The organism is Aeromonas sp. 2692-1 (assembly GCF_013085505.1).
GTDB classification, from domain to species: domain Bacteria; phylum Pseudomonadota; class Gammaproteobacteria; order Enterobacterales; family Aeromonadaceae; genus Aeromonas; species Aeromonas hydrophila.
This window is the reverse complement of record NZ_CP038513.1, coordinates 1,958,868-1,979,089: the sequence shown is the minus strand read 5'-3', so window position 1 is coordinate 1,979,089 and position 20,222 is coordinate 1,958,868. Positions and strand designations below refer to the sequence as shown.

Here is a 20,222-nt window from a genome sequence, read left to right as displayed (position 1 = left end):
AACACCACACAGCAATGACATGTCGCACAAGGATAAGGCTCATGACTCAATCATTTTTTGGCAATCTGTTCGGCAACGGCAGCGCTCATACCTTGCTGCAGGAACAACTGCTCCAGCTCATTGGTGCAACCCGATCGCTCCAGCAGGGGATCAGACAAGGCGACCAGTCAGCCCAGCTTGAACTGGGTTCGCTCAGCGGTCCGCTGCGGGAACTCTGTCAGGAGTTCAATACCGTGCTGGCGCTGCTGGGGGAGCGCCTTAGCAACACCCTCGCCACCATCAGTGCCAATCAGACCCTGTATGACGAAAACCTGCGAGTGCGCAAGGCGCTGGATGGGGCCTCGACCAATGTGATGATCGCCGATACCAATCTCGACATCGTCTATATGAATGAAGCCGTGCTCGCCATGCTGGGCCAGGCCGAATCGGACATTCGCAAGGATCTGCCCAATTTTGATGTCAGACAGCTGATGGGCAAGAACATTGATACCTTCCACAAAGACCCCTCCCATCAGCGCAGCATGCTGGCCAAACTGAACAGCACCTATCGCGCCCAGATAACCGTCGGGGGGCGCATCTTCTCGCTGATCGCCAATCCGGTCTTCAACGATGGCGGCGAACGGCTTGGCTCCGTTGTCGAGTGGGCAGACCGGACCAAGGAGATCGCCATCGAAAACGAGATGAAGGCAGCCAGCGCAGCGGCCAAGATCGCCGCTGCAGAGAGCCTGCGCGTCAAGAAGGCGCTCGATGGCGCCAGCACCAACGTGATGATCGCCGACACCGATCTCAACATCATCTACATGAATGAATCCGTCAAAGAGATGCTGAGCCTGGCTGAAGCGGATATTCGCAAAGAACTCTACAACTTCAATTCAGCCACCCTGATGGGGGCCAACATCGACAGCTTCCACAAGAATCCGGGCCATCAGCGCAGCATGCTGGCCAAGCTGAACAACACCTATCGTACCCAGATCCTGCTCGGCGGGCGCACCTTCTCGCTCATCGCCAACCCGGTGTTTGGCGACGATGGCGAACGGCTCGGCTCCGTGGTCGAGTGGTCGGATCGCACCAAGGAAGTCGCCATCGAGCGAGAGATGTCGGAGATCGTGCAGGCGGTGATCAACGGTGAACTGCACCGCCGCATGGATCTCACCGGCAAGAATGGCTTCTTCCAGACCCTGGGAGAGGGCATCAATCGCATCGCTGAGGTGATCGATACCAGCCTCAACGACGTGATCCGGGTGGTGCAATCCCTGGCCAGAGGCGACTTGACACAACAGGTCGAGGCCGACTACCCCGGTGTGTTTGGCACCACCAAGGACTCCCTCAACCAGACCATCGTCTCGCTGACCAATATCGTCACCGAAGTACGGGGCGCATCCGACAATCTCTCCAGCGCGGCCGAACAGGTCAGCGCCACCGCCCAGTCCATCAGCCAGTCCAGCAGCGAACAGGCTTCCAGCATGGAAGAGACCAGCGCCTCCATCGAGCAGATGAGCGCCAGCATCAACCAGAACACCGACAATGCCCAGGTCACCGATGGCATGGCCAGCAAAGCCGCCAAGGAGGCCGTGGAAGGCGGTGAGGCCGTCAAGCTCACGGTCGATGCCATGAAGCAGATCGCCAAGCGGATCGGCATCATCGACGACATCGCCTACCAGACCAATCTGCTGGCCCTCAATGCCGCCATTGAGGCCGCCCGGGCCGGGGATCACGGCAAGGGCTTCGCCGTGGTGGCCGCCGAAGTGCGCAAACTGGCGGAGCGCAGCCAGGTAGCGGCCCAGGAGATTGGCGAGCTGGCCTCTAGCAGTGTCGACATGGCGGAGAAGGCGGGCCGTCTGCTCGATCAGATGGTGCCCTCCATCAACAAGACCTCGGATCTGGTGCAGGAGATCAGCGCCGCCTCCGCCGAACAGTCCACCGGCGTCAGCCAGATCAACATCGCCATGAATCAGCTGAGCCAGGTCACTCAACAAAATGCCTCCTGCAGTGAGGAGCTGGCCGCCACCGCCGAGGAGATGAGCAGCCAGGCCGAACAGCTGCAATTGGCGATGGAGTTCTTCACGCTGGAACAGCACAAGCACGGCACCAACCAGAAGGCACCGGCCCGTGGTAGCCCACGGGGGCGTTTCATGCACGAGGGCAACGGCCAGGAAGGTGTAGGCACCACGCCACGCCCTCACAATGACGCCGACTTTATCCGCTTCTAGCCTGATGCGGGTGTGCCAAGCTCACCCGCATCCCGCTCACCGCAGGGAGTTTGCGCGTGTATCAGACCCAGTTGCATGATGATGAGTTTGCGCAGTTTCAACGCTGGATCCACCAGACGGCGGGTATCGACTTGTCACCGGCCAAGAAGGCCCTGGTCGCCAGTCGCCTGTCAAAACGGCTCTGCCACTACGAGTTGGAGAGCTACGGCGACTATTTCAGCCTGATCATGAATAACCGGGGGGCAGAACTGCAGGTCGCACTCGATCTGCTCACCACCAACGAGACCTATTTTTTTCGCGAACCCAAGCACTTTGAATTTCTCGGCAACAAGGTATTGGCACAACTGCCAAAAGAACGGGCGGTACGGATCTGGAGCGCAGCCAGCTCTTCCGGTGAAGAGCCCTACAGCCTGGCCATGACCCTGGCCGACAATCTGAACCATGGCAGTTGGGAGGTCATCGCCTCGGATATCTCGACCCGGGTGCTGGAGCAGGCCAGAGCCGGGCAATATCCCATCGAGCGGGCCCACAACATCCCGCTGCCATTTTTGATGAAGTACTGCCTGAAAGGGGTCGGTTTTCAGGAAGGCACCTTCATCATCGATCGCAAGCTGCGCGAGAAGGTGCAGTTTCATCACATCAATCTGAATCAGGAACTGCCCGACATCGGGCTGTTCGACGTCATCCTGATCCGCAACGTGATGATCTATTTCAACCGGGAGACCAAGGCCCAGGTACTGCAACGGTTGGTACCGCGCCTGCGCAAAGGGGGCTATCTCATCGTCAGCCATGCCGAGAGCCTGAACGGTCTGCCCCATGGCCTGCAACTGGTATCGCCTTCCATCTATCTGAAACCATAAGGGTTTCAATATGAGAGAGGTCTCGCTGCAACCCGGAGAATTCTATTTTGGGCAGGATGACACCATCATCCGCACCCATCTTGGTTCCTGTGTGGCCATTACCATGTGGCACCCGGAACAGAAGCGAGGCGGCATGTGTCACTACATGCTGCCCAGCCGCGGTCACAGCACCATGAGTCTGGACGGTCGCTATGCCGATGAGGCAATCCAATTATTTATCAATGAAATAAGCAAATACCCCGCCCCCATCCACGAATACGAGGTCAAGCTGTTTGGCGGCGGCAACATGTTTATCGAACAACAAACGCTCAACACCATGAATGTGGCCATCAGGAACATCAAGGCTGCCTGGCAACTGACCCAGCACCTGGGCCTCACCATCAAGGCCCACCATCTTGGCCATGCGGGACACAGAAGCCTGATTTTTGAGCTGGCCAACGGCAATGTCTGGGTGCGTCATCACCGCTTGCCACATCGCTAAGGGGACGGGAATGAAACAGATCAAGGTCATGCTGGTGGATGATTCCGCCGTGGTCAGGCAGGTATTGCAGGCCATTCTCGAGCAGGAGCCCGACATCAAGGTCATCGCCACCGCGTCTGACCCGCTGTTTGCGCTGGAGAAGCTGAAGAAGGAGTGGCCGGACGTGATCGTGCTGGACGTGGAGATGCCGCGCATGGATGGCATTACCTTCCTCACCAAGATCATGGCCGAACACCCCACTCCTGTGGTCATCTGCTCCTCCCTGACCGAGAAGGGGGCAGAAACCACGCTACAGGCCATGGCCGCCGGCGCCGTGGATATCATCACCAAGCCCACCGTCGGCCTGAAAAGCTTTCTGCAGGAGTCGGCGCAGGAGCTGGCCATGGCGGTACGCGCAGCCGCCCAGGCCAATGTCAGACGACTGGCCAAAGTGCCCGCCCCCAGCGTCGCCCCCAAGCTCAACGCCGACGCCATCATGCCCGCCGCCAGCCAGCATGCCATGGCCCAGACCACCGAGCGGATCGTAGCGATCGGTACCTCCACCGGCGGCACCCAGGCGCTGGAAGCCGTGTTGACCACCCTGCCCCGGGTCTGCCCCGGCATTGTCATCGTGCAGCACATGCCGGAGAAGTTCACCGCTTCGTTTGCCGAGCGGCTCAACAGCCTGTGTCAGATAGAAGTGCGGGAGGCCAAGAGCAATGACAGGGTGATCCCCGGGCTGGCGCTGATCGCCCCCGGCGGCAAGCACATGCTGCTCAAACGCAGCGGCGCCTACTATCACGTCGACGTGATGGATGGCCCCCTCATCAACCGCCACCGCCCTTCGGTGGACGTGCTGTTTCGCTCGGTGGCCAAGTTTGCCGGCGGCAATGCCACCGGCATCATCATGACCGGGATGGGGGATGACGGTGCCCGCGGCTTGCGGGAAATGCTGGAGGCCGGCGCCAACACCTTCGCTCAGGATGAGGCCTCCTGCGTGGTCTTCGGCATGCCCAAGGAGGCCATCAAGCTTGGCGCCGCCCGCCATGTCTTGCCGCTGCAGGATATCCATCACGCCATCGTGGGCCGCTAACAGGCGGCAGAGATATGAAACGACACAGCCCGGCATAACCGGGCTGTTTTATCTCAATGTGGCATATCGTCGAGCAGGGCAAACAGGCGGTCAATCTCGGCCGAGGTGTTGTAGTGCATGCAGCCTATGCGCAGCACCCCATCGCTCACCCCCAGTTGCTCAACCAGTGCCAAGGCATAGAAATGGCCGGCCCAGCTGCATACCTGATGCTGCCCCAAAAACTCGGCCATTTCGGCCGGGGTATGGCGGTTTGACGTCAGGGCGAAGGTCGGGGTGCGCCCCAGGCTGTTGTGAATGCCGTGCAGGGTGAACCAAGGCCGCTCGGCCAGCTTGGCCAGCAGATGTTCACTGAGCTCGCGTTCGTGGGCCAGGCTGCGGGCAAACGCCAGATCGAGGCGAACTTCCAGCTCATGCTCGGTGCCGTCCAACCCGGACAAGGAGGCCAGGTATTCGACGGTGGCCTCCACCCCGGCCAGCGCTTCCCAGCTCTGGGTGCCGGTCTCCCACTTGTAAGGCGCCACGTTCTTGGCCGGTTCAACCTTGTAGGGAGTGAAATGCGCCAGGTGACGATGCTTGCCGTAGAGAATGCCGAGATGCGGGCCGAAGAACTTGTAGGCGGAACACCCCAGAAAATCGCAATCCCAGGCCTGCACATCGATACGCTCGTGGGGCGCAAAGTGAACCGCATCCACATAGAGCAAGGCCCCTACCCCGTGCACCGCATCGGCGATACGAGGGATATCGACCAGGGTGCCGGTGGTATTGGAGGCCGCCGTCACCGCCACCAGCCGGGTCTTGGGCCCCAGCAGGCTGAACAGATGCTCATAGTCCAGCCCACCGGTGGCCACGTCCACTCTTGCCTGATGCACCACCACGCCGCGATCCGCCGCCGCTTGCTGCCAGCTGGAAACGTTGGAGTAGTGATCGAGCGCGCTGACGATGATCTCGTCACCAGCCTGCCACTCCCGCGCCAGCGCTCGGCTGAGCGCAAAGGTCAGGGTGGTAAAGTTGGCGCCGAACACTATCTCCTCTGCCCGCTCAGCCCCCAGCAACGCAGCCACCGCCTGCCTGGCCCGCAGCGCCTGCTGCTCGGTCACCCTGGCCGAGAAGAAGGGCCCCCCCAGATTGGCGTTGAAGTGACCGAGATAATCGGTCATGGCGGTGAGTACGGCATGTGGCACCTGAGCGCCACCGGGGCCGTCGAAGAAGATGGGGGCTTTGCCCTCAACCAGCTGATTGAGAGCGGGAAACTGGCCGCGCAACACGGCGATATCGAGAGCCTGCATAGGGAGAGTCCACAATCCATGTTAACAGTTGAATAACATGGCGAGAGTAAAATGCGGCAGCAGCAATGTCCATCAAGGAAGCGGTCAGCCATCACACTTAGAAGAGAAGGTGATTTTTTCAGTACAAAACGCTACTCGGTACATCTTGTCTGATGATGTTTCACACCCGCGATGAGTCCTGGATCCGGTCTGACAGCGACAGGGAAATCGTTGATAAGCGTGAAAAATGAGCGACAAATATCAAAAAATGACCGAATGGCACTTTTTTATCGCCAGATAGGCCCAGCAGGGGTTCACAAAGAGCGAAGATCTGATAGTATGCGCCTCGCACTTGGGGAGGGGTTCCCGAGCGGCCAAAGGGATCAGACTGTAAATCTGACGGCTCTGCCTTCGAAGGTTCGAATCCTTCTCCCTCCACCATTCAAGTGCAACAATCAGGAAAATACCCCGTGGAGGGGTTCCCGAGCGGCCAAAGGGATCAGACTGTAAATCTGACGGCTCTGCCTTCGAAGGTTCGAATCCTTCTCCCTCCACCATCTTCCTGAACACAATATGCAAGGCCCCTGTGGAGGGGTTCCCGAGCGGCCAAAGGGATCAGACTGTAAATCTGACGGCTCTGCCTTCGAAGGTTCGAATCCTTCTCCCTCCACCATCATTCAAGAAAACCCGGCCCAGTGCCGGGTTTTCGCTTTTCACGCGTCTATCCATTTGACACTGTCAGATCTGACAATTGCCTGCCGGCCCGCTTTTGGAAACAGTATTGCCATCACATCAAGAGACATGACCATGTTCGAGATCTGGGATGAAGAGGGACAGGCAACCGGGCTGAGTCTGCCACAGCTGCAGCAACGACTCAGCTCCTATCGCGGCGAGGTGATGGTGCGCTACACCAACCGCATCGGCCTGCCCACCACCCTGTTTCTGACCATCGACCAGGGCCTTGCCTATCAGCGCTTCAAAGCCGATACCCCCCTGCTCGACTGGGCCTGGTTGGCACAGGCCGTACAGCCGGAGCAACGCAAACAGTCATTGCTTCCACTTGAAGCAGTTGCTCCCTGAATAGTTGTATGTATCAATAGATAAGTAAATGGGAAAACTATTTAAGAGAACAGATTAAATACTTAAAATTTTACTTTATATACTCCATCCAATAAGAGCATGTATTAATAATAGCTTACTATTTAAAATCATCTAGGTAGCAATGAAATTTATAACATCATACATGATGTGATCTGTTATCTATCCCAGATTATTAATATTTATAAATAGTCAGAGCGCTTACGCCCTATTCTCCGAAACAATTAGTCTGAACGAACTTGCCACCTGAACCCATTCTATAACAATCTCAAGTGCCCCCATAGCTGGCGTCATCATAAATCACTTCATGAATGGCGATCTTTACAAAAATCGCCTAACCAGCTGATGTAAAAGCAATTTAAAATGTGATCCTGGCTAGCTAAACATATGATCATATAAACTTACGATACTGATTCCTGCCGATGCAGAAGTATTGCCGCTGAACAGCAAAAAAAAGATCAAATATACTTTCCTCATTACCATTCCAAGCGTCTATCTATACAAGAGGGATGAGTGGAATCATCAACACGGCGAGGCGTTGCGGCTCTTTAATAATCATCCCACCGTATATTTACCGGGCCAGTCTATGACGCAAACGAGTCAGCGTTAATCGGAATAGTCCTATATTGCAGGCATTAATTAACGTTAATTATCAGACGATTCCTACAGGCTTTACCGATCTCTTCTGCTGTATTATCCGCAACCCTATCCGTCAACAGATGAGTGCCGTGTTTGCATTTCAAGAAGAGTACCCAATAAGTGACATGGCAAACATCGCGGTGGCCGATCTTGCCGTGCCCTTCTATCAGCCGATCATCGGTCGGGATCATCAGGTCAAGGGTTATGAGGTACTGGCCAGACGCTGGGAGCCGGCCCAGCAGAGCTATCAGGGCATCGACTTTGCCTCCCTCAGCGAGGAGCAATCCCTCCATCTGGACATCGTCATGCTGCGGGCCATCATGCGGGATCTGCCGACCCTGGCGCAGGCCGGACCCTATTTTCTTTCCATCAATCTCAACCCGACCCTGAACAGCCCCACCTATCAGAACCTGTTGCTGCTGGTGCTGATGCAGGCGCGCAAGCTGGGGATCGAGGTCTGGTTCGAAGTGCTGGAACAGGCCCCGCTGCTGCGGCAGCACAGGGCGCTGATCGAGGTACTGCGCAGCCACGGTGCCCATATTGCCTGCGATGACTTCGGTACCCTGGAGTGCAACTTCCAGCGTATGCTGGCGCTGCCCTACGAGGTCATCAAGCTGGATCGCTCCCTGCTGCTGCAAGCCAGCAAGACGCCCCATGCTCTGCGCATGCTGACCGGTCTGGTGGAGTACCTGCAGCAGCTCGGCATGAAGGTGGTTTGCGAAGGGGTCGAGACCCTGCAACACATCGAGATCGCCAACCGGCTCGGTTGCGACTATCAGCAAGGCTACGCCTACGCCATGCCCTCCCCCCTCTCTCGCTGGGCCTGAACCACCTATTTTTTGGCCGCCGACTCGCGCCGGGGCCATTCCCCTGCCAAATTGCATGATGCGGTGAGGGCGAGTACAATCTCGCACCCCGTTTATCCGGTGCATGCTGCTGCAGCCCGGATATGCCGTTATCGGGTCGCGCCGAGTGAGTATCCACTCCCGGCGCAGCTCAACCCATACGGCGCCATCAGGTGGCGCCGTCCTGATTTGCAATCAGATACGAAGAGTCCGCCATGTTTAAACCAGAATTGCTCTCCCCCGCAGGTTCCCTCAAGAACATGCGTTATGCCTATGCCTATGGCGCCGATGCCGTCTATGCCGGCCAGCCCCGTTACAGCCTGCGGGTGCGCAACAACGAATTCGATCACGAGAACCTGCAACTCGGCATCAACGAAGCTCATGCCCTCGGCAAACAGTTCTACGTGGTGGCCAACATCCAGCCCCACAACTCCAAGCTCAAGACCTTCATCCGCGACATGCGTCCGGTGGTGGAGATGAAGCCGGATGCGCTGATCATGTCCGACCCCGGTCTCATCATGATGATGCGCGAAGCCTTCCCGGATATGCCTATTCACCTGTCGGTGCAGGCCAATGCGGTCAACTGGGCCACGGTGAAATTCTGGCATCAGATGGGCCTGACCCGGGTCATCCTCTCCCGCGAACTGTCGCTGGACGAGATCGAGGAGATCCGCATGCAGGTGCCGGAGATGGAGCTGGAAGTGTTCGTTCACGGGGCGCTGTGCATGGCCTACTCCGGCCGCTGCCTGCTCTCCGGCTACATCAACAAGCGTGACCCCAATCAGGGCACCTGCACCAACTCCTGCCGCTGGGAGTACAAGGTGCACGAAGGCAAGGAAGATGACGTGGGCCAGATCGTCCACCGTCAGGAGCCCATCGCCATCCGCCCGGACAACACCCTGGGTCTTGGCAAACCGACCGATGCGCTGGTGCTGCTGGAAGAGTCCAACCGCCCGGGCGAGTACATGAGCGCGTTCGAAGACGAACACGGCACCTACATCATGAACTCCAAGGATCTGCGCGCGGTCGAGCACGTCGAACGACTGACCAAGATGGGCGTGCACTCGCTGAAAATCGAAGGCCGCACCAAGTCCTTCTACTACTGCGCCCGCACCGCCCAGGTCTATCGCAAGGCCATCGACGATGCGGTCGCCGGCCGCCCGTTTGACCGCAGCCTGATGGGCACCCTCGAGAATCTGGCCCACCGCGGCTATACCGAGGGCTTCCTGCGCCGTCACAACCACAGCGAATACCAGAACTACGACTACGGCTACTCGGTCTCCGACACCCAGCAGTTCGTTGGCGAGATCACCGGTCGCAACGGTGACATGGTGGAAGTCGAGGTGAAGAACAAGTTCCTGGTGGGCAACAGCCTGGAACTGATGACCCCGCAGGGCAACCTCAGCTTCAATCTGGAGCAGATGCAGAACCGCAAGGGCGAGCTCATCGACACCGCGCCGGGCAACGGCCACGTGGTCTATGTACCGGTGCCGAAGGAAGTGGACGTTGACTACGGCATCCTGCTGCGCAACCTCGGTGAGCGCCAGGATACCCGTCAGCCGCACTCGGCCGCCTGAGATGGCACTGCTCATCACCGACAAGTGCATCAACTGTGACATGTGCGATCCCGAGTGTCCGAACCAGGCCATTAGCCTGGGTGAGGAGATCTACGAGATCGACCCCAGTCGCTGCACCGAGTGCGTCGGTCACTACGAGAAGCCGACCTGCATCAGCGTCTGCCCCATCGACTGCATCATCTGGGATCCCGCTCACGTGGAAACCGAAGATCAGCTGATGGAAAAGTTCGTGCGGATGCACAGGCAGTAACATCGGCATCAGCATCTGCTCTACATGGACTGCATCATCTGGGATCCCGCTCACGTGGAGACCGAAGATCAGCTGATGGAGAAATTTGTACGGATGCACCGGCAGTAACTTCGGTAACCCGCAGGTCGCTGACGACACATAAAAAAAGCCCCGCATGCGGGGCTTTTTGACGTTTGGCGCTCACGGCATCTAGACGTATTCCATAAAGACCCGGGAGGTGAGCTTGGTGATGAGCTCGTAGGGGATGGTGCCGATCTGGTCGGCCACCCGCTCCACCGGCAGCCCTTCACCCCACAGCACCGCCTCGTCGCCGGCCTTGTCGGTGGCGCCTGGGCCGAGATCCACCGTGGTCATATCCATGGAGACCCTACCCACCAGCGGCACGATACGGCCGTTGACCAGCACCGGCGTGCCGTTGGGGGCCATGCGTGGATAGCCGTCGCCATAGCCGATGGCGATGACACCGAGCCGGGTATCGCGATCCGACACCCAGTTGGCGCCATAGCCCACCGGCTCGCCCGCCTTGTGATCCCGCACTGCAATCAGTTGTGTCTTGAGGGTCATCACCGGCTGCAGGTCGTAATCGGCCGCCACCGTGTTGGGGAAGGGGGAGACGCCATAGAGGATCACGCCGGGGCGGATCCAGTCGCAGTGGGAATCCGGCCAGGCCAGGATGCCCGCGGAGTTGGCCATGGCCCGCTCGCCCAACAGCGGCGCGGTCAGCTGGCTGAACAAGTCGATCTGCTCGCGGGTGGTGGGCTGCTCCAGCTCATCGGAGCGGCTGAAGTGGGTCATGATGTTGAACGGTTGAACCACGTTCTTGCACTTGGCGAGGCGCTCGATAAAGGCGGGCATCTCGTCGGCCCGCACGCCGAGGCGGTGCATGCCGGTGTCGAGCTTGAGCCAGGCCACCACGGGGGCAGGCAGATCCGCCTGCTCCAGCGCTTCGAGCTGCTCCCAGGTGTGCACCGCGGTCTGCAGGTTGTTGGCCGCCAGCACCGGCAGGTCGGCCGCGCTGAAGAAGCCTTCCAGCAACACGATGGGTTTGACCACGGCACAGGAGCGCAGCATCAGCGCCTCTTCGATACGGGCCACCGCGTAGGCATCCGCATCCACCAGGGTGCGGGCGACCGGCAGCAGCCCATGGCCATAGGCGTTGGCCTTGACCACGGCAATGATCTTGCATTGGGGGGCGTGGCGTTTCACCACGGCGAGGTTGTGGCGCAGGGCCGCGGTATTGATTTGGGCGATAGCCGCTTTCATCTGTTTTCCCTTACGAGGGCATGATAACGCGCGAACGCGCCAGGCACCGGGGGGTGTCAGCCCTTAATTGTCATCGTCTAAGGCCGGACCGGCAGAATTGTCGAACCGGGAAAACTGTTTCTGGATACCGGGAGCAGGCTCCCGGCTTACTTAGTAGTCATCATCAAACGCCGGGCCCGCGTAGTTGTCAAAACGCGAGAACTGACCCTGGAAGGTGAGGCGCACCCGGCCGCATATTGGCACCGTTACGCGGCTTTGCAGCGATGACTCTCACCACTTTCTTTCTCTTCAGGATCGCGCTGACGATGATCAGTAGTCATCATCAAACGCCGGACCCGCGTAGTTGTCAAAGCGCGAGAACTGGCCCTGGAAGGTGAGGCGCACCCGCCCGATAGGGCCGTTACGCTGCTTGCCGATGATGATCTCGGCGATCCCCTTGTCGGGGCTGTCGTCGTGATAGACCTCGTCGCGGTAGATGAACATGATCAAGTCCGCATCCTGCTCGATGGAGCCCGATTCCCGCAGATCCGAGTTGACCGGGCGCTTGTCGGCCCGCTGTTCCAGGCTTCGGTTGAGCTGGGAGAGCGCCACCACCGGGCACTGCAACTCTTTCGCCAAGGCCTTGAGGGAGCGGGAGATCTCGCCGATCTCCAGGGTCCGGTTGTCAGACAGCGCCGGCACCCGCATCAGCTGCAGGTAGTCGATCATGATCATCGAGAGACCGCCGTGCTCACGGGCGATACGACGGGCGCGAGAACGTACGTCGGTCGGGGTGAGGCCGGAGGCGTCATCTATGTACATCTTGCCCTTCTCCAGCAGCAATCCCATGGTGGAGGAGAGCCGCGCCCAGTCCTCGTCGTCGAGCTGACCGGTCCGCACCTTGGTCTGGTCGATGCGCCCCACCGAGGCGAGCATACGCATGATGATCTGCTCGGAGGGCATCTCGAGGGAGAAGATCAGTACCGGCTTGTCGGCGGTGAGCGCCGCATGCTCGCACAGGTTCATGGCAAACGTCGTCTTGCCCATGGAGGGACGGGCCGCGACGATCACCAGATCCGAGCGCTGCAGGCCGGCGGTCATCTTGTCGAGATCACCGTAACCGCTCGATACCCCGGTCACGCCGTTGTGGGGCGTCTTGAACAGCTCTTCAATCTTGTCGACGGTCTGCTCGAGAATAAGCTTGAGCGGCTGGGGCCCCTCGTTGGCGCTGCTGCGCTGCTCGGCAATCTTGAATACCTTGCTCTCGGCCAGGTCCAGCAGATCGCCGGAGGTGCGCCCCTGCGGCTCATAGCCTGCTTCGACTATCTCGTTGGCGACCGAGATCATCTCCCGCACGACCGCCCGCTCACGCACGATCTCGGCGTAGGCACTGATGTTGGCGGCACTCGGGGTGTTCTTGGCGATCTCCACCAGATAGGCGAAGCCACCGGCCTCTTCCAGCTGTTCGGAGCGCTCCAGCTCCTCCTGCAAGGTGATAAGATCGATGGGGTTGCCCGCGTTGGAGAGGCGGGTCATGGCCTGGAAGATCAGGCGGTGCGGGCGGCTGTAGAAATCCTTGTCGATCACCCGTTCGGCGACCCGATCCCAGGCCTCGTTGTCCAGCATCAGGCCGCCCAGTACGGACTGTTCGGCCTCAAAAGAGTGGGGAGGTACTTTCAGCTGTTGTGTCTTGGCGTCTTTTTTCGCCGTCACTTGCTCTGCCATACACATAAAAACCGCAGCGGGAAGGGGACGGGAATTTTACAAAAGAAACCCCGTCATCGCGAGTGCAAATGCACGCTATTCACTTCTGTCAGCCACAACCGCCCTCCTGATGGTTGCTGGCGCCGCCTGTCGATGAAATCCGTCTCGCATTCATACCATGATGAAGGGCCAGACCAGGGTCTGATCTTGCGGTTTGGCTCTCGCCTTGTTGCGCAGCTTGCGCTCCTTTCGGCTCGGTCGTCGACTTTTCATGGCCTGTCTCCTCGCAACGCCCCCGATCGGGGCAATCTGTTCATGAATAATTCATGCCAATCGTGTTAATCATAGTCGCAAGCTGCAATACAACGAGGGACAGGCAGCCTGCCATGCGCCTCGCTGAGCTTGCCAAAGCAGAGCATGCCCCACCCACTGATGAGAGTGAAAAGAGTCAAAATGAAAAAGATGCTGACCCTGTTTGCCGTGATCCTGGCCATTGGCCTGGGGGCACCCATTGCCGAGGCCAAGAAATTTGGTGGCGGCAAATCCTTTGGCAAGAGCTATAAAACGGCTCCGGCCCAACCGGCCGCCAAACCCGTCGACACCAAGAACCCCACCGTGGGCGCCCAGGCACCCAAGAAGGGCGGCATGATGGGCGGCCTGCTTGGCGGCCTGCTGGCCGGTGGTCTGTTCGCCTACCTGCTGGGTAGCGGCGCCTTCGAAGGTCTGCAAGGGATGGACTTCCTGCTGATCGCCCTGCTGGCACTGGGGGCCGTATTCCTGATCCGCACCCTGCGCAAGGGCAAGATGGCGGCGCCACAGCAACAGACGGCCTATGCCGGCTATCAGCCGCCCCAGAGTGCGGCGCCCCAGCAGTTCGAGCAGAACCACAGCGCCCCGCAGGCCACCGGTTTTGCCGACAGCGACGTGCCGTTCCGCCTGCCGCCAGGTTTTGACATGAACGGTTTCCTCGCCGGGGCTCGCGATCACTACCGCACCCTGCAGGAAGCCTGGAACAAAAACGATCTGGAAAAGGTACGCGAGTACGTGAGTCCGGAGCTGTTTGAACAGCTCAAGGCCGAGCGGGCCGAACTCAGCGGTGAACAGCATACCGAAGTGATGTATGTGGACACCCAGCTGGTGCGCGCCGACTACGGCAGCGACTGGGCCCAGGTCAGCGTGCGCTTCAGCGGCCGCTACATGGATCGCCAGGAGCAGGTCGAGGAGGACATCAAGGAGGTGTGGCACCTCGAGCGCAACCTCGCCAAGGACAATGCCCCCTGGCATATCGTCGGCATCGAGCAGCTGTAAACGCGCTTTCCTGCGATGACAAACAAAGGCGGCCTGCGGGCCGTCTTTGCTTTTTGGCATTTCCAGCCCCCTGCACCCGCCCATGCCGCCCCTTGTACCGGCTATGAGATTGAGGTGTGATTGTGTAGTATGACCGACCTTTTTTTGTTCAATTGACTCTTCATCGAGGCGTGGCCCATGGCTCTTCCCTTTCTGCGTCGCAGCAACATGCCTCGTCTCCTGGCCAGCCTGCTGTGCTGCGCCACCCTGATCCTCATCTCCCTCGTCACCCTCTACTGGCAGACCTGGTCGATGACGCGCCAGCAGGCCCAGACCGCCGCCGAACGCGCCATGACCCAGATCGACAGCGCGCTGCACCACTCGACCCTGGCGGCCAAGGCGGCGCTGCCGCTGGCCAGCCGTCCCTGCCGCGAGGTGGCCCGCGAGCTGCGGGTGCTGGTCGCCACCTCCCCCTATGTGCGCTCGGTCAATCTCTCCCGCAACGGCCGCCTCTACTGCTCCTCCATCTTCGACGAGATCGATCTCAAAGACCGGCTGCAGAACAGCCAGCACGAACTGCTCAGGCTGGAGGCGGTCACCCAGCTCGGACGTAAACCGTCGCTGCTGTTCTACCACCTGAGCGAAGGGGATCATGCGGTGGTGGTCGCCATCAACCCCTACCATCTGAGCAAGCCGTTGCAGTGGCACCTCGCCGGGCCCCACAGCTGGGTGCAAATCGGTGAGCAGTGGCTCGACCTGCAGGGCAAGGTGCACGATGGCCAACCGCCCAGGCTGCGAGGCTTCAACTACCGGCTCGACTCGGCCACGTTCGGCTACAGCCTCAACCAGGGGTTCCCACTGAGTGCCGTGCTGGCCATGACTCTGCAAAAGCAGGGCAGCATGGTGCTGCTGATCCTGGCCTTGGGGGGGCTGGCCGGCCTCGCCACCTACCGCTGGTGGAGCCATATCTCGACCCCGACCCAGGAGCTCAGGCGCGCCATCATCAAGCAGGAGTTCGTGCCCTATCTGCAGCCCATCGTCGTCAGCCAGAGTGGCCAACTGCATGGCTGCGAGGTATTGATGCGCTGGCAGCATCACCGCCAGGGGCTGATCCGGCCGGATCTCTTCATTCCGCTGGCGGAGGAGAGCGGCCTCATCATCCTGATGACCCAGACCCTGATGCAGCAGGTGCGGCTGCAATTTGCCCCCCACGAGGCGGCGCTGCCGCCCCGCTTTCACTTCAGCTTCAACATCTGTGCCCGCCACTGCCAGCAGTTGAGCCTGCTGGATGACTGCCGCAGCTTTCTCGCCGCCTTCACCGCCAACCCGATCACCCTGGTGCTGGAGCTGACCGAGCGCGAGCTCATCACCCCCAACCACCTCACCGAGCGGCTGTTTGAGGAGTTGCGGCAGATGGGGGTCAGGATCGGGTTGGACGACTTTGGCACCGGCCACTCCAGTCTCACCTATCTGCAACAGTTTCACGTGGACTATCTCAAGATCGATCAGAGCTTCGTCGCCATGATCGGCACCAACGCCCTCTCCCGTCATATTCTTGACAGCACCATCAGCCTGGCGACCCGGCTGGGGCTGCAAACCATCGCCGAAGGAGTCGAGACCCAGGAGCAGGCCGACTTTCTGGTCGAACGGCAGGTCGATTACCTGCAGGGCTACCTGTATGGCCGCCCGCTCACCCCGCAGCAATTTCTGCAGCAGCTGAGCCCCACTCCTGCGCCTTGAACCACCGCTGACACCAATGGGGTTGCATTGACACCCATGCTGGCGGAAAATCCCCGCCGCGCCTTCCCCTGCTCTGCCAAATAGAGCAAACGTTTATTTGCTTTATTAATGTGCAGTAGCTCAAAGGAATCAGCTCTGTTTATTTCCAATTATTACTTTTTGCCTAGAATCGCCACACTCCTGTCATGCAGGAACGATATACAGGACTATAACAACAAGAGGAATATTACCGATGAAGAAGACGCTACTGGCCGTCACCGTCTCTATTACCCTGTTCGGGCTGACCGCCTGCAATTCAGAAAACAGCAGCAAGGAGCATATTCCGCTGGATCTGACCATTGCCCACATCAATGATACCCACGCCCACCTCGACCCGACCGAAAATGCGCTGGCGATCCAGCCCACCGGCCAGGAACTGTTCAAGTTCAACGCCAAGCTGGGCGGCTATCCGCGCCTGAAGTTCAAGCTGGACGAGCTGCGCAGCCAGGCCGCCAACGAGGGCCGCAACTTCATGGTGCTCAACGGTGGCGACGCCTTCCAGGGCACCCTCTATTTCACCCAGTTCAAGGGTGAAGAGGAGTCCCGGCTGCTCTCCGACATGGGTATCGATGCCATGGTGCTCGGCAACCACGAATTCGATCTGGGCAACCAGGCTATTAAAGACTTTGTCTCACGGGTGAATTTCCCGGTATTGGCTTCCAATATGGTGAAATCCAGTAGCGCCACCCTGAAGGACAGTGAAAATATTCACGAATATGTCATTAAGGAAGTCAATGGCGAGAGCGTGGGTATTTTCGGGCTGGTGCTGGAAAATATGCATGACATCTCCTCGCCGGATACCGACACCAAATTCCTGCCGATGATTGAGACCGCCCAGAAAATGGTCGACACCCTCAAATCCAAGGGTGCCAACAAGATCATCATGGTCACCCATATCGGCCTGCAAAATGACCAGGCGGTCGCCAAGGCCGTCAACGGTATCGACCTGATCGTCGGCGGTCACTCCCAGACCTTCCTCGGCGACATCACCGAGCTCAACAGCATCGGCTACACCGCCCACAACCAGAACCCGGCCGACGACAATACCTACGCCCAGATCGTCAGCAACCCGGACGGTGGCAAGACCTGTATCGTGCAGGCCGGTGAATGGGCCAAGGGCTACGGCCTGGTCAACGTCTCCCTCAGCAAGGAAGGCCAGCTCACCAAGTGTGAGGGCCGCAACACCCTGATGACCGGCGACGACTTCACCAAGGAAGTGGCCAAGAAGAAAGTGCCGCTCAGCGGCACCGAGCAGACCAACGTGGTCGACTTCATCAACAAGTCCCCGGTCATCGAGATCGTGCCGGAAAACACCGCCATGCGCGATGTAATCGACACCGAGTACAAGCCGGCCGTGGCCGAGCTCGAAGCCAAGATCATCGCTGACGTGCCGACCAAGCTGACCCACGTGCGCGTGCCGACCACCCCGGACGGCGCCGGCCTCATCGATCCCCTGGTAGCCGAGTCGCTCTACTGGAAGCTCAACAAGCTCAACACCAAGGTCGACTTCACCATCCAGAACGCCGGTGGCGTGCGTGCCGACGTGAACGCCGGCCCGCTCTCGGTCGGTTACGTGATGGGTACCCTGCTGCCGTTTGGCAACAAGATCGCCGCCTTCAACCTCAAGGGCAAGGACGTTCGGGCCACCCTGGAGTACGCCGTTGACTACTCCATCGGTCTGGAGACCGGGATCGCCGCTTCCAGCGGTGCCTTCCCCTACGTCGGCCACCTGAGCTACACCTACGACGGCAAGCTGGCCAAGGGCTCCCGCATCACCAAGCTGGAACTGCTGGACGCCAACGGTCAGTGGCAGCCGCTGGATGACGAGAAGGTGTACCGGGTCGGTGCCAACACCTACATCGCTTCCGGCAAGGATGGCTACAACGGCCTGCTCAAGCGTGAAGAGCTGCCCAACAAGGGTGACTACGTCGACTCCGGCGTCGGTGAGAACGAGATGTTCATGGAGTACGCCGAGTCCCAGGGCACCCTCAACCCGCTGCCCTACGCGACCGTGACCTACTACAAGCCCTGATCCGGCTCACAAGCTGTTGCAACGGCGCCTGAGGGCGCCGTTTTTATGGCATACTCCCCGCCAATCGATGCCGAGGAGACCCTTTGATGGCGAAGTACGACAAGATTTCCCCCGAGACCCAGCAGGAGGCGATGAAAATTGCCCGTGCCAACCAGAAGCCGGGGCAGACCAAGGAGCAGACCCAGCTGATCGCGCAGGGGATCCAGAAAGGCATAGACGAATACAAGAAACAGATGAAGGTGCGGGCCCGCGAGGCCAGCCGTCAGAAAAAACTGCAGGCCAAGGCCAAACAGTCCCACGCAGCGCCGCAGGATGAGGAACCGGACGACATCGTCGAGCTGGTCGAGGTTTCTCGCCAGCATCCGCTGCCCTGGCTGCTGCTGGCCATCAGCTGGCTGGGCTTTGCCGCCTGGTTCTGGCTGCGCTGAAGCCCAGGCCGACAAACCTTTGCCCGGGATCTGCTTCACAGCCCGGGCCCTTGTGGCTGGTCATCCCCGCCTCGGGCTGATTAAATCCCGCCACTGCTGCTCACGCCTTTTTCAGGATACCCGTTATGAACCCGGCTCCACTCTACCTGCTGGCACCCCTGGTGCTGTTTATCGTGACCCTGCTGCTCTATCGCATCTCGCCGCTGCGCGCCGTTGCGGCCGGCAGCGCCCGCTGGTTTATTCTACCGGCCTTCACCCTCTTCATCCTGCTCATCATCATCAATGGTGCGGCAGACCCGAGCCTGCGTAACCCGGCCTTTCACTGGCTGATGCCGGGGCTCGGCTTCGCCCTCAGCCTGTTCCCGGCCCTGCCCAAGGCGCTGGTGCCGCGCCTCGCCATCAAGGAGGGGGCCTTCGCCGCCCTCGGCCTGATGTTGATGAGCCTGGCCATGGTCTACTGACCGGCTCGCCACTGATGCAAACATGACTCAAGGGGCACTCTGTGACGGGGGCCCCTTGTACAAACAATGGCCTGCAGGCATCTTGGGGGGAGGATAGCCAGCAAGGAGGCCAAATGGACAATCCGCCCGATTTCATGGCGCAGTGGGATTATCGGGATCCCGCCGCCAGCGCCCTGCGTTTTCATGCCCTGTTGCCCGAGGCGCGCGCTGCCGCCGATCTGCAGTACGAGCTGGAACTGCTCACCCAGATAGCCCGCACCCATTCGCTGCAACGCCAGTTTGCACAGGCGCACCAGCTACTCGACGAGATAGACCCCCGCCTCACCGACGCCACTCCGCGAGCCCGCCTGCGCGCCCTGCTGGAGCGTGGCCGCACCTTCAACTCCGCCGGCGACAAGGCCAGCGCCAAGACGCTGTTTGAACAGGCCTGGCAGCTGGGGCTCAAGCACAAGGAGCTTTATCTCGCCATCGACGCCGCCCACATGATCGCCATCGCCGCCCCGCTGGAAGAACAAAGCCGCTGGCATCAGCTGGCGATGGAGCTGGCCGAGCGCAGCACCGATCAAAAGGTGCGCGGCTGGCTCGCCACCCTCTACAACAACCAGGGCTGGACCCTGTTCGAGCTGGGTCGTTTCGATGAGGCCAGGGGCTTCCAGCAAAAATGTCTGGCCTGGCACGAGCAGCACAACAACCAGGCCAAGGCGTTTATCGCCCGCTGGAGTCTGGCCCGCCTGCTGCGGGCCCAGGGTCAGCACGAACAGGCGCTGGCCGACCTGATGCTGCTAAAGGGTGATATGGCGGCCGCCGGGGTGGCAGAGGATGGCTATCTGTTCGAGGAGCTGGGGGAGAATGCGCTGGTACTGGATGAGCCGGCGGCGGCCGAATACTTCTCCCGCGCCTGGTTCCTGCTCTCGCAGGATCGCTGGCTCAAGGCCAACGAGGCAGAGCGGCTGGCCCGCCTCAAGCTCTTGGCCAAGCTCTAGCGAGCGACC

The 20,222-nt window shown here is 59.8% G+C and carries 17 protein-coding genes, 3 tRNA genes and 1 pseudogene; 18 read left to right on the top strand and 3 right to left on the bottom strand.

The window, feature by feature from the left end:
- Window positions 1-41: 41 nt before the first annotated feature.
- The 4 genes from E5E97_RS09620 to E5E97_RS09605 are packed head-to-tail and all read left to right on the top strand — an operon-like array spanning window position 42 to window position 4,623.
- Window positions 42-2,210 carry a methyl-accepting chemotaxis protein gene (locus E5E97_RS09620; RefSeq protein WP_171280207.1) on the top strand — a complete coding sequence of 723 codons (2,169 nt, stop codon included), beginning with the start codon at window positions 42-44 and terminating at the stop codon, window positions 2,208-2,210.
- A gap of 56 nt (window positions 2,211-2,266) precedes the next feature.
- Window positions 2,267-3,070, top strand: coding sequence for a protein-glutamate O-methyltransferase CheR (locus E5E97_RS09615; RefSeq protein ID WP_029301656.1), 804 nt, complete (start codon window positions 2,267-2,269; stop codon window positions 3,068-3,070).
- Window positions 3,071-3,080: 10 nt separating this feature from the next.
- Complete coding sequence (gene cheD, locus E5E97_RS09610; protein ID WP_011704960.1) at window positions 3,081-3,551, top strand: chemoreceptor glutamine deamidase CheD; 471 nt, start codon at window positions 3,081-3,083, stop codon at window positions 3,549-3,551.
- A gap of 10 nt (window positions 3,552-3,561) precedes the next feature.
- Entirely contained in the window at window positions 3,562-4,623 is a 1,062-nt protein-coding gene (locus tag E5E97_RS09605) for a chemotaxis response regulator protein-glutamate methylesterase (RefSeq protein ID WP_011704959.1), read from the top strand.
- 53 nt (window positions 4,624-4,676) lie between these two features.
- Here the strand turns inward: E5E97_RS09605 and E5E97_RS09600 are convergent, their stop codons facing one another.
- Window positions 4,677-5,909: a cysteine desulfurase-like protein gene (locus E5E97_RS09600; RefSeq protein WP_171280206.1), complete on the bottom strand. Its 1,233-nt coding sequence runs from the start codon at window positions 5,907-5,909 to the stop codon at window positions 4,677-4,679.
- Between the two features lie 335 nt (window positions 5,910-6,244).
- On the opposite strand from E5E97_RS09600, the gene E5E97_RS09595 reads away from it, so the two are divergent.
- The 8 genes and pseudogenes from E5E97_RS09595 to E5E97_RS09560 form a co-directional block, all read left to right on the top strand.
- Window positions 6,245-6,329, top strand: a tRNA-Tyr gene (locus E5E97_RS09595).
- A gap of 31 nt (window positions 6,330-6,360) precedes the next feature.
- Window positions 6,361-6,445 (top strand) — tRNA-Tyr (locus E5E97_RS09590).
- A 31-nt stretch (window positions 6,446-6,476) separates the two neighbouring features.
- Window positions 6,477-6,561, top strand: a tRNA-Tyr gene (locus tag E5E97_RS09585).
- Window positions 6,562-6,695: 134 nt separating this feature from the next.
- A complete protein-coding gene (locus tag E5E97_RS09580) occupies window positions 6,696-6,968 on the top strand; it encodes a hypothetical protein (RefSeq protein ID WP_171280205.1) in 273 nt (90 codons plus the stop codon).
- Between the two features lie 746 nt (window positions 6,969-7,714).
- Window positions 7,715-8,452, top strand: a complete 738-nt coding sequence (locus E5E97_RS09575) for an EAL domain-containing protein (RefSeq protein ID WP_171280204.1) — start codon at window positions 7,715-7,717, stop codon at window positions 8,450-8,452.
- Between the two features lie 233 nt (window positions 8,453-8,685).
- Window positions 8,686-10,047, top strand: coding sequence for a tRNA 5-hydroxyuridine modification protein YegQ (yegQ, locus tag E5E97_RS09570; protein WP_017408769.1), 1,362 nt, complete (start codon window positions 8,686-8,688; stop codon window positions 10,045-10,047).
- Between the two features lies 1 nt (window position 10,048).
- Entirely contained in the window at window positions 10,049-10,297 is a 249-nt protein-coding gene (locus E5E97_RS09565) for a YfhL family 4Fe-4S dicluster ferredoxin (RefSeq protein ID WP_005334896.1), read from the top strand.
- A gap of 24 nt (window positions 10,298-10,321) precedes the next feature.
- Window positions 10,322-10,405: pseudogene (locus E5E97_RS09560) on the top strand (ferredoxin); the annotation flags it as partial.
- A gap of 81 nt (window positions 10,406-10,486) precedes the next feature.
- Here E5E97_RS09560 and alr read toward each other — a convergent pair.
- Entirely contained in the window at window positions 10,487-11,560 is a 1,074-nt protein-coding gene (alr, locus tag E5E97_RS09555) for an alanine racemase (protein WP_017408770.1), read from the bottom strand.
- 309 nt (window positions 11,561-11,869) lie between these two features.
- Window positions 11,870-13,264, bottom strand: a complete 1,395-nt coding sequence (gene dnaB, locus E5E97_RS09550) for a replicative DNA helicase (protein WP_011704946.1) — start codon at window positions 13,262-13,264, stop codon at window positions 11,870-11,872.
- A 432-nt stretch (window positions 13,265-13,696) separates the two neighbouring features.
- Between dnaB and E5E97_RS09545 the strand changes: the two genes are divergently transcribed.
- The 6 genes from E5E97_RS09545 (at window position 13,697) to E5E97_RS09520 (ending at window position 20,213) form a co-directional block, all read left to right on the top strand.
- Window positions 13,697-14,551 (top strand): Tim44 domain-containing protein, encoded by an 855-nt coding sequence (locus E5E97_RS09545; RefSeq protein ID WP_029301667.1) that lies wholly within the window; start codon window positions 13,697-13,699, stop codon window positions 14,549-14,551.
- A gap of 177 nt (window positions 14,552-14,728) precedes the next feature.
- Complete coding sequence (locus E5E97_RS09540; RefSeq protein ID WP_171280203.1) at window positions 14,729-16,270, top strand: cyclic diguanylate phosphodiesterase; 1,542 nt, start codon at window positions 14,729-14,731, stop codon at window positions 16,268-16,270.
- A gap of 232 nt (window positions 16,271-16,502) precedes the next feature.
- Complete coding sequence (locus tag E5E97_RS09535; RefSeq protein WP_011704942.1) at window positions 16,503-18,341, top strand: bifunctional UDP-sugar hydrolase/5'-nucleotidase; 1,839 nt, start codon at window positions 16,503-16,505, stop codon at window positions 18,339-18,341.
- 86 nt (window positions 18,342-18,427) lie between these two features.
- Window positions 18,428-18,769, top strand: coding sequence for a DUF2956 domain-containing protein (locus E5E97_RS09530; RefSeq protein WP_016349725.1), 342 nt, complete (start codon window positions 18,428-18,430; stop codon window positions 18,767-18,769).
- 125 nt (window positions 18,770-18,894) lie between these two features.
- On the top strand, window positions 18,895-19,230 hold the full coding sequence (locus E5E97_RS09525) for a hypothetical protein (RefSeq protein ID WP_005303968.1): 336 nt from the start codon (window positions 18,895-18,897) through the stop codon (window positions 19,228-19,230).
- A gap of 113 nt (window positions 19,231-19,343) precedes the next feature.
- Entirely contained in the window at window positions 19,344-20,213 is an 870-nt protein-coding gene (locus tag E5E97_RS09520) for a tetratricopeptide repeat protein (RefSeq protein WP_101614990.1), read from the top strand.
- Window positions 20,214-20,222: the final 9 nt, after the last annotated feature.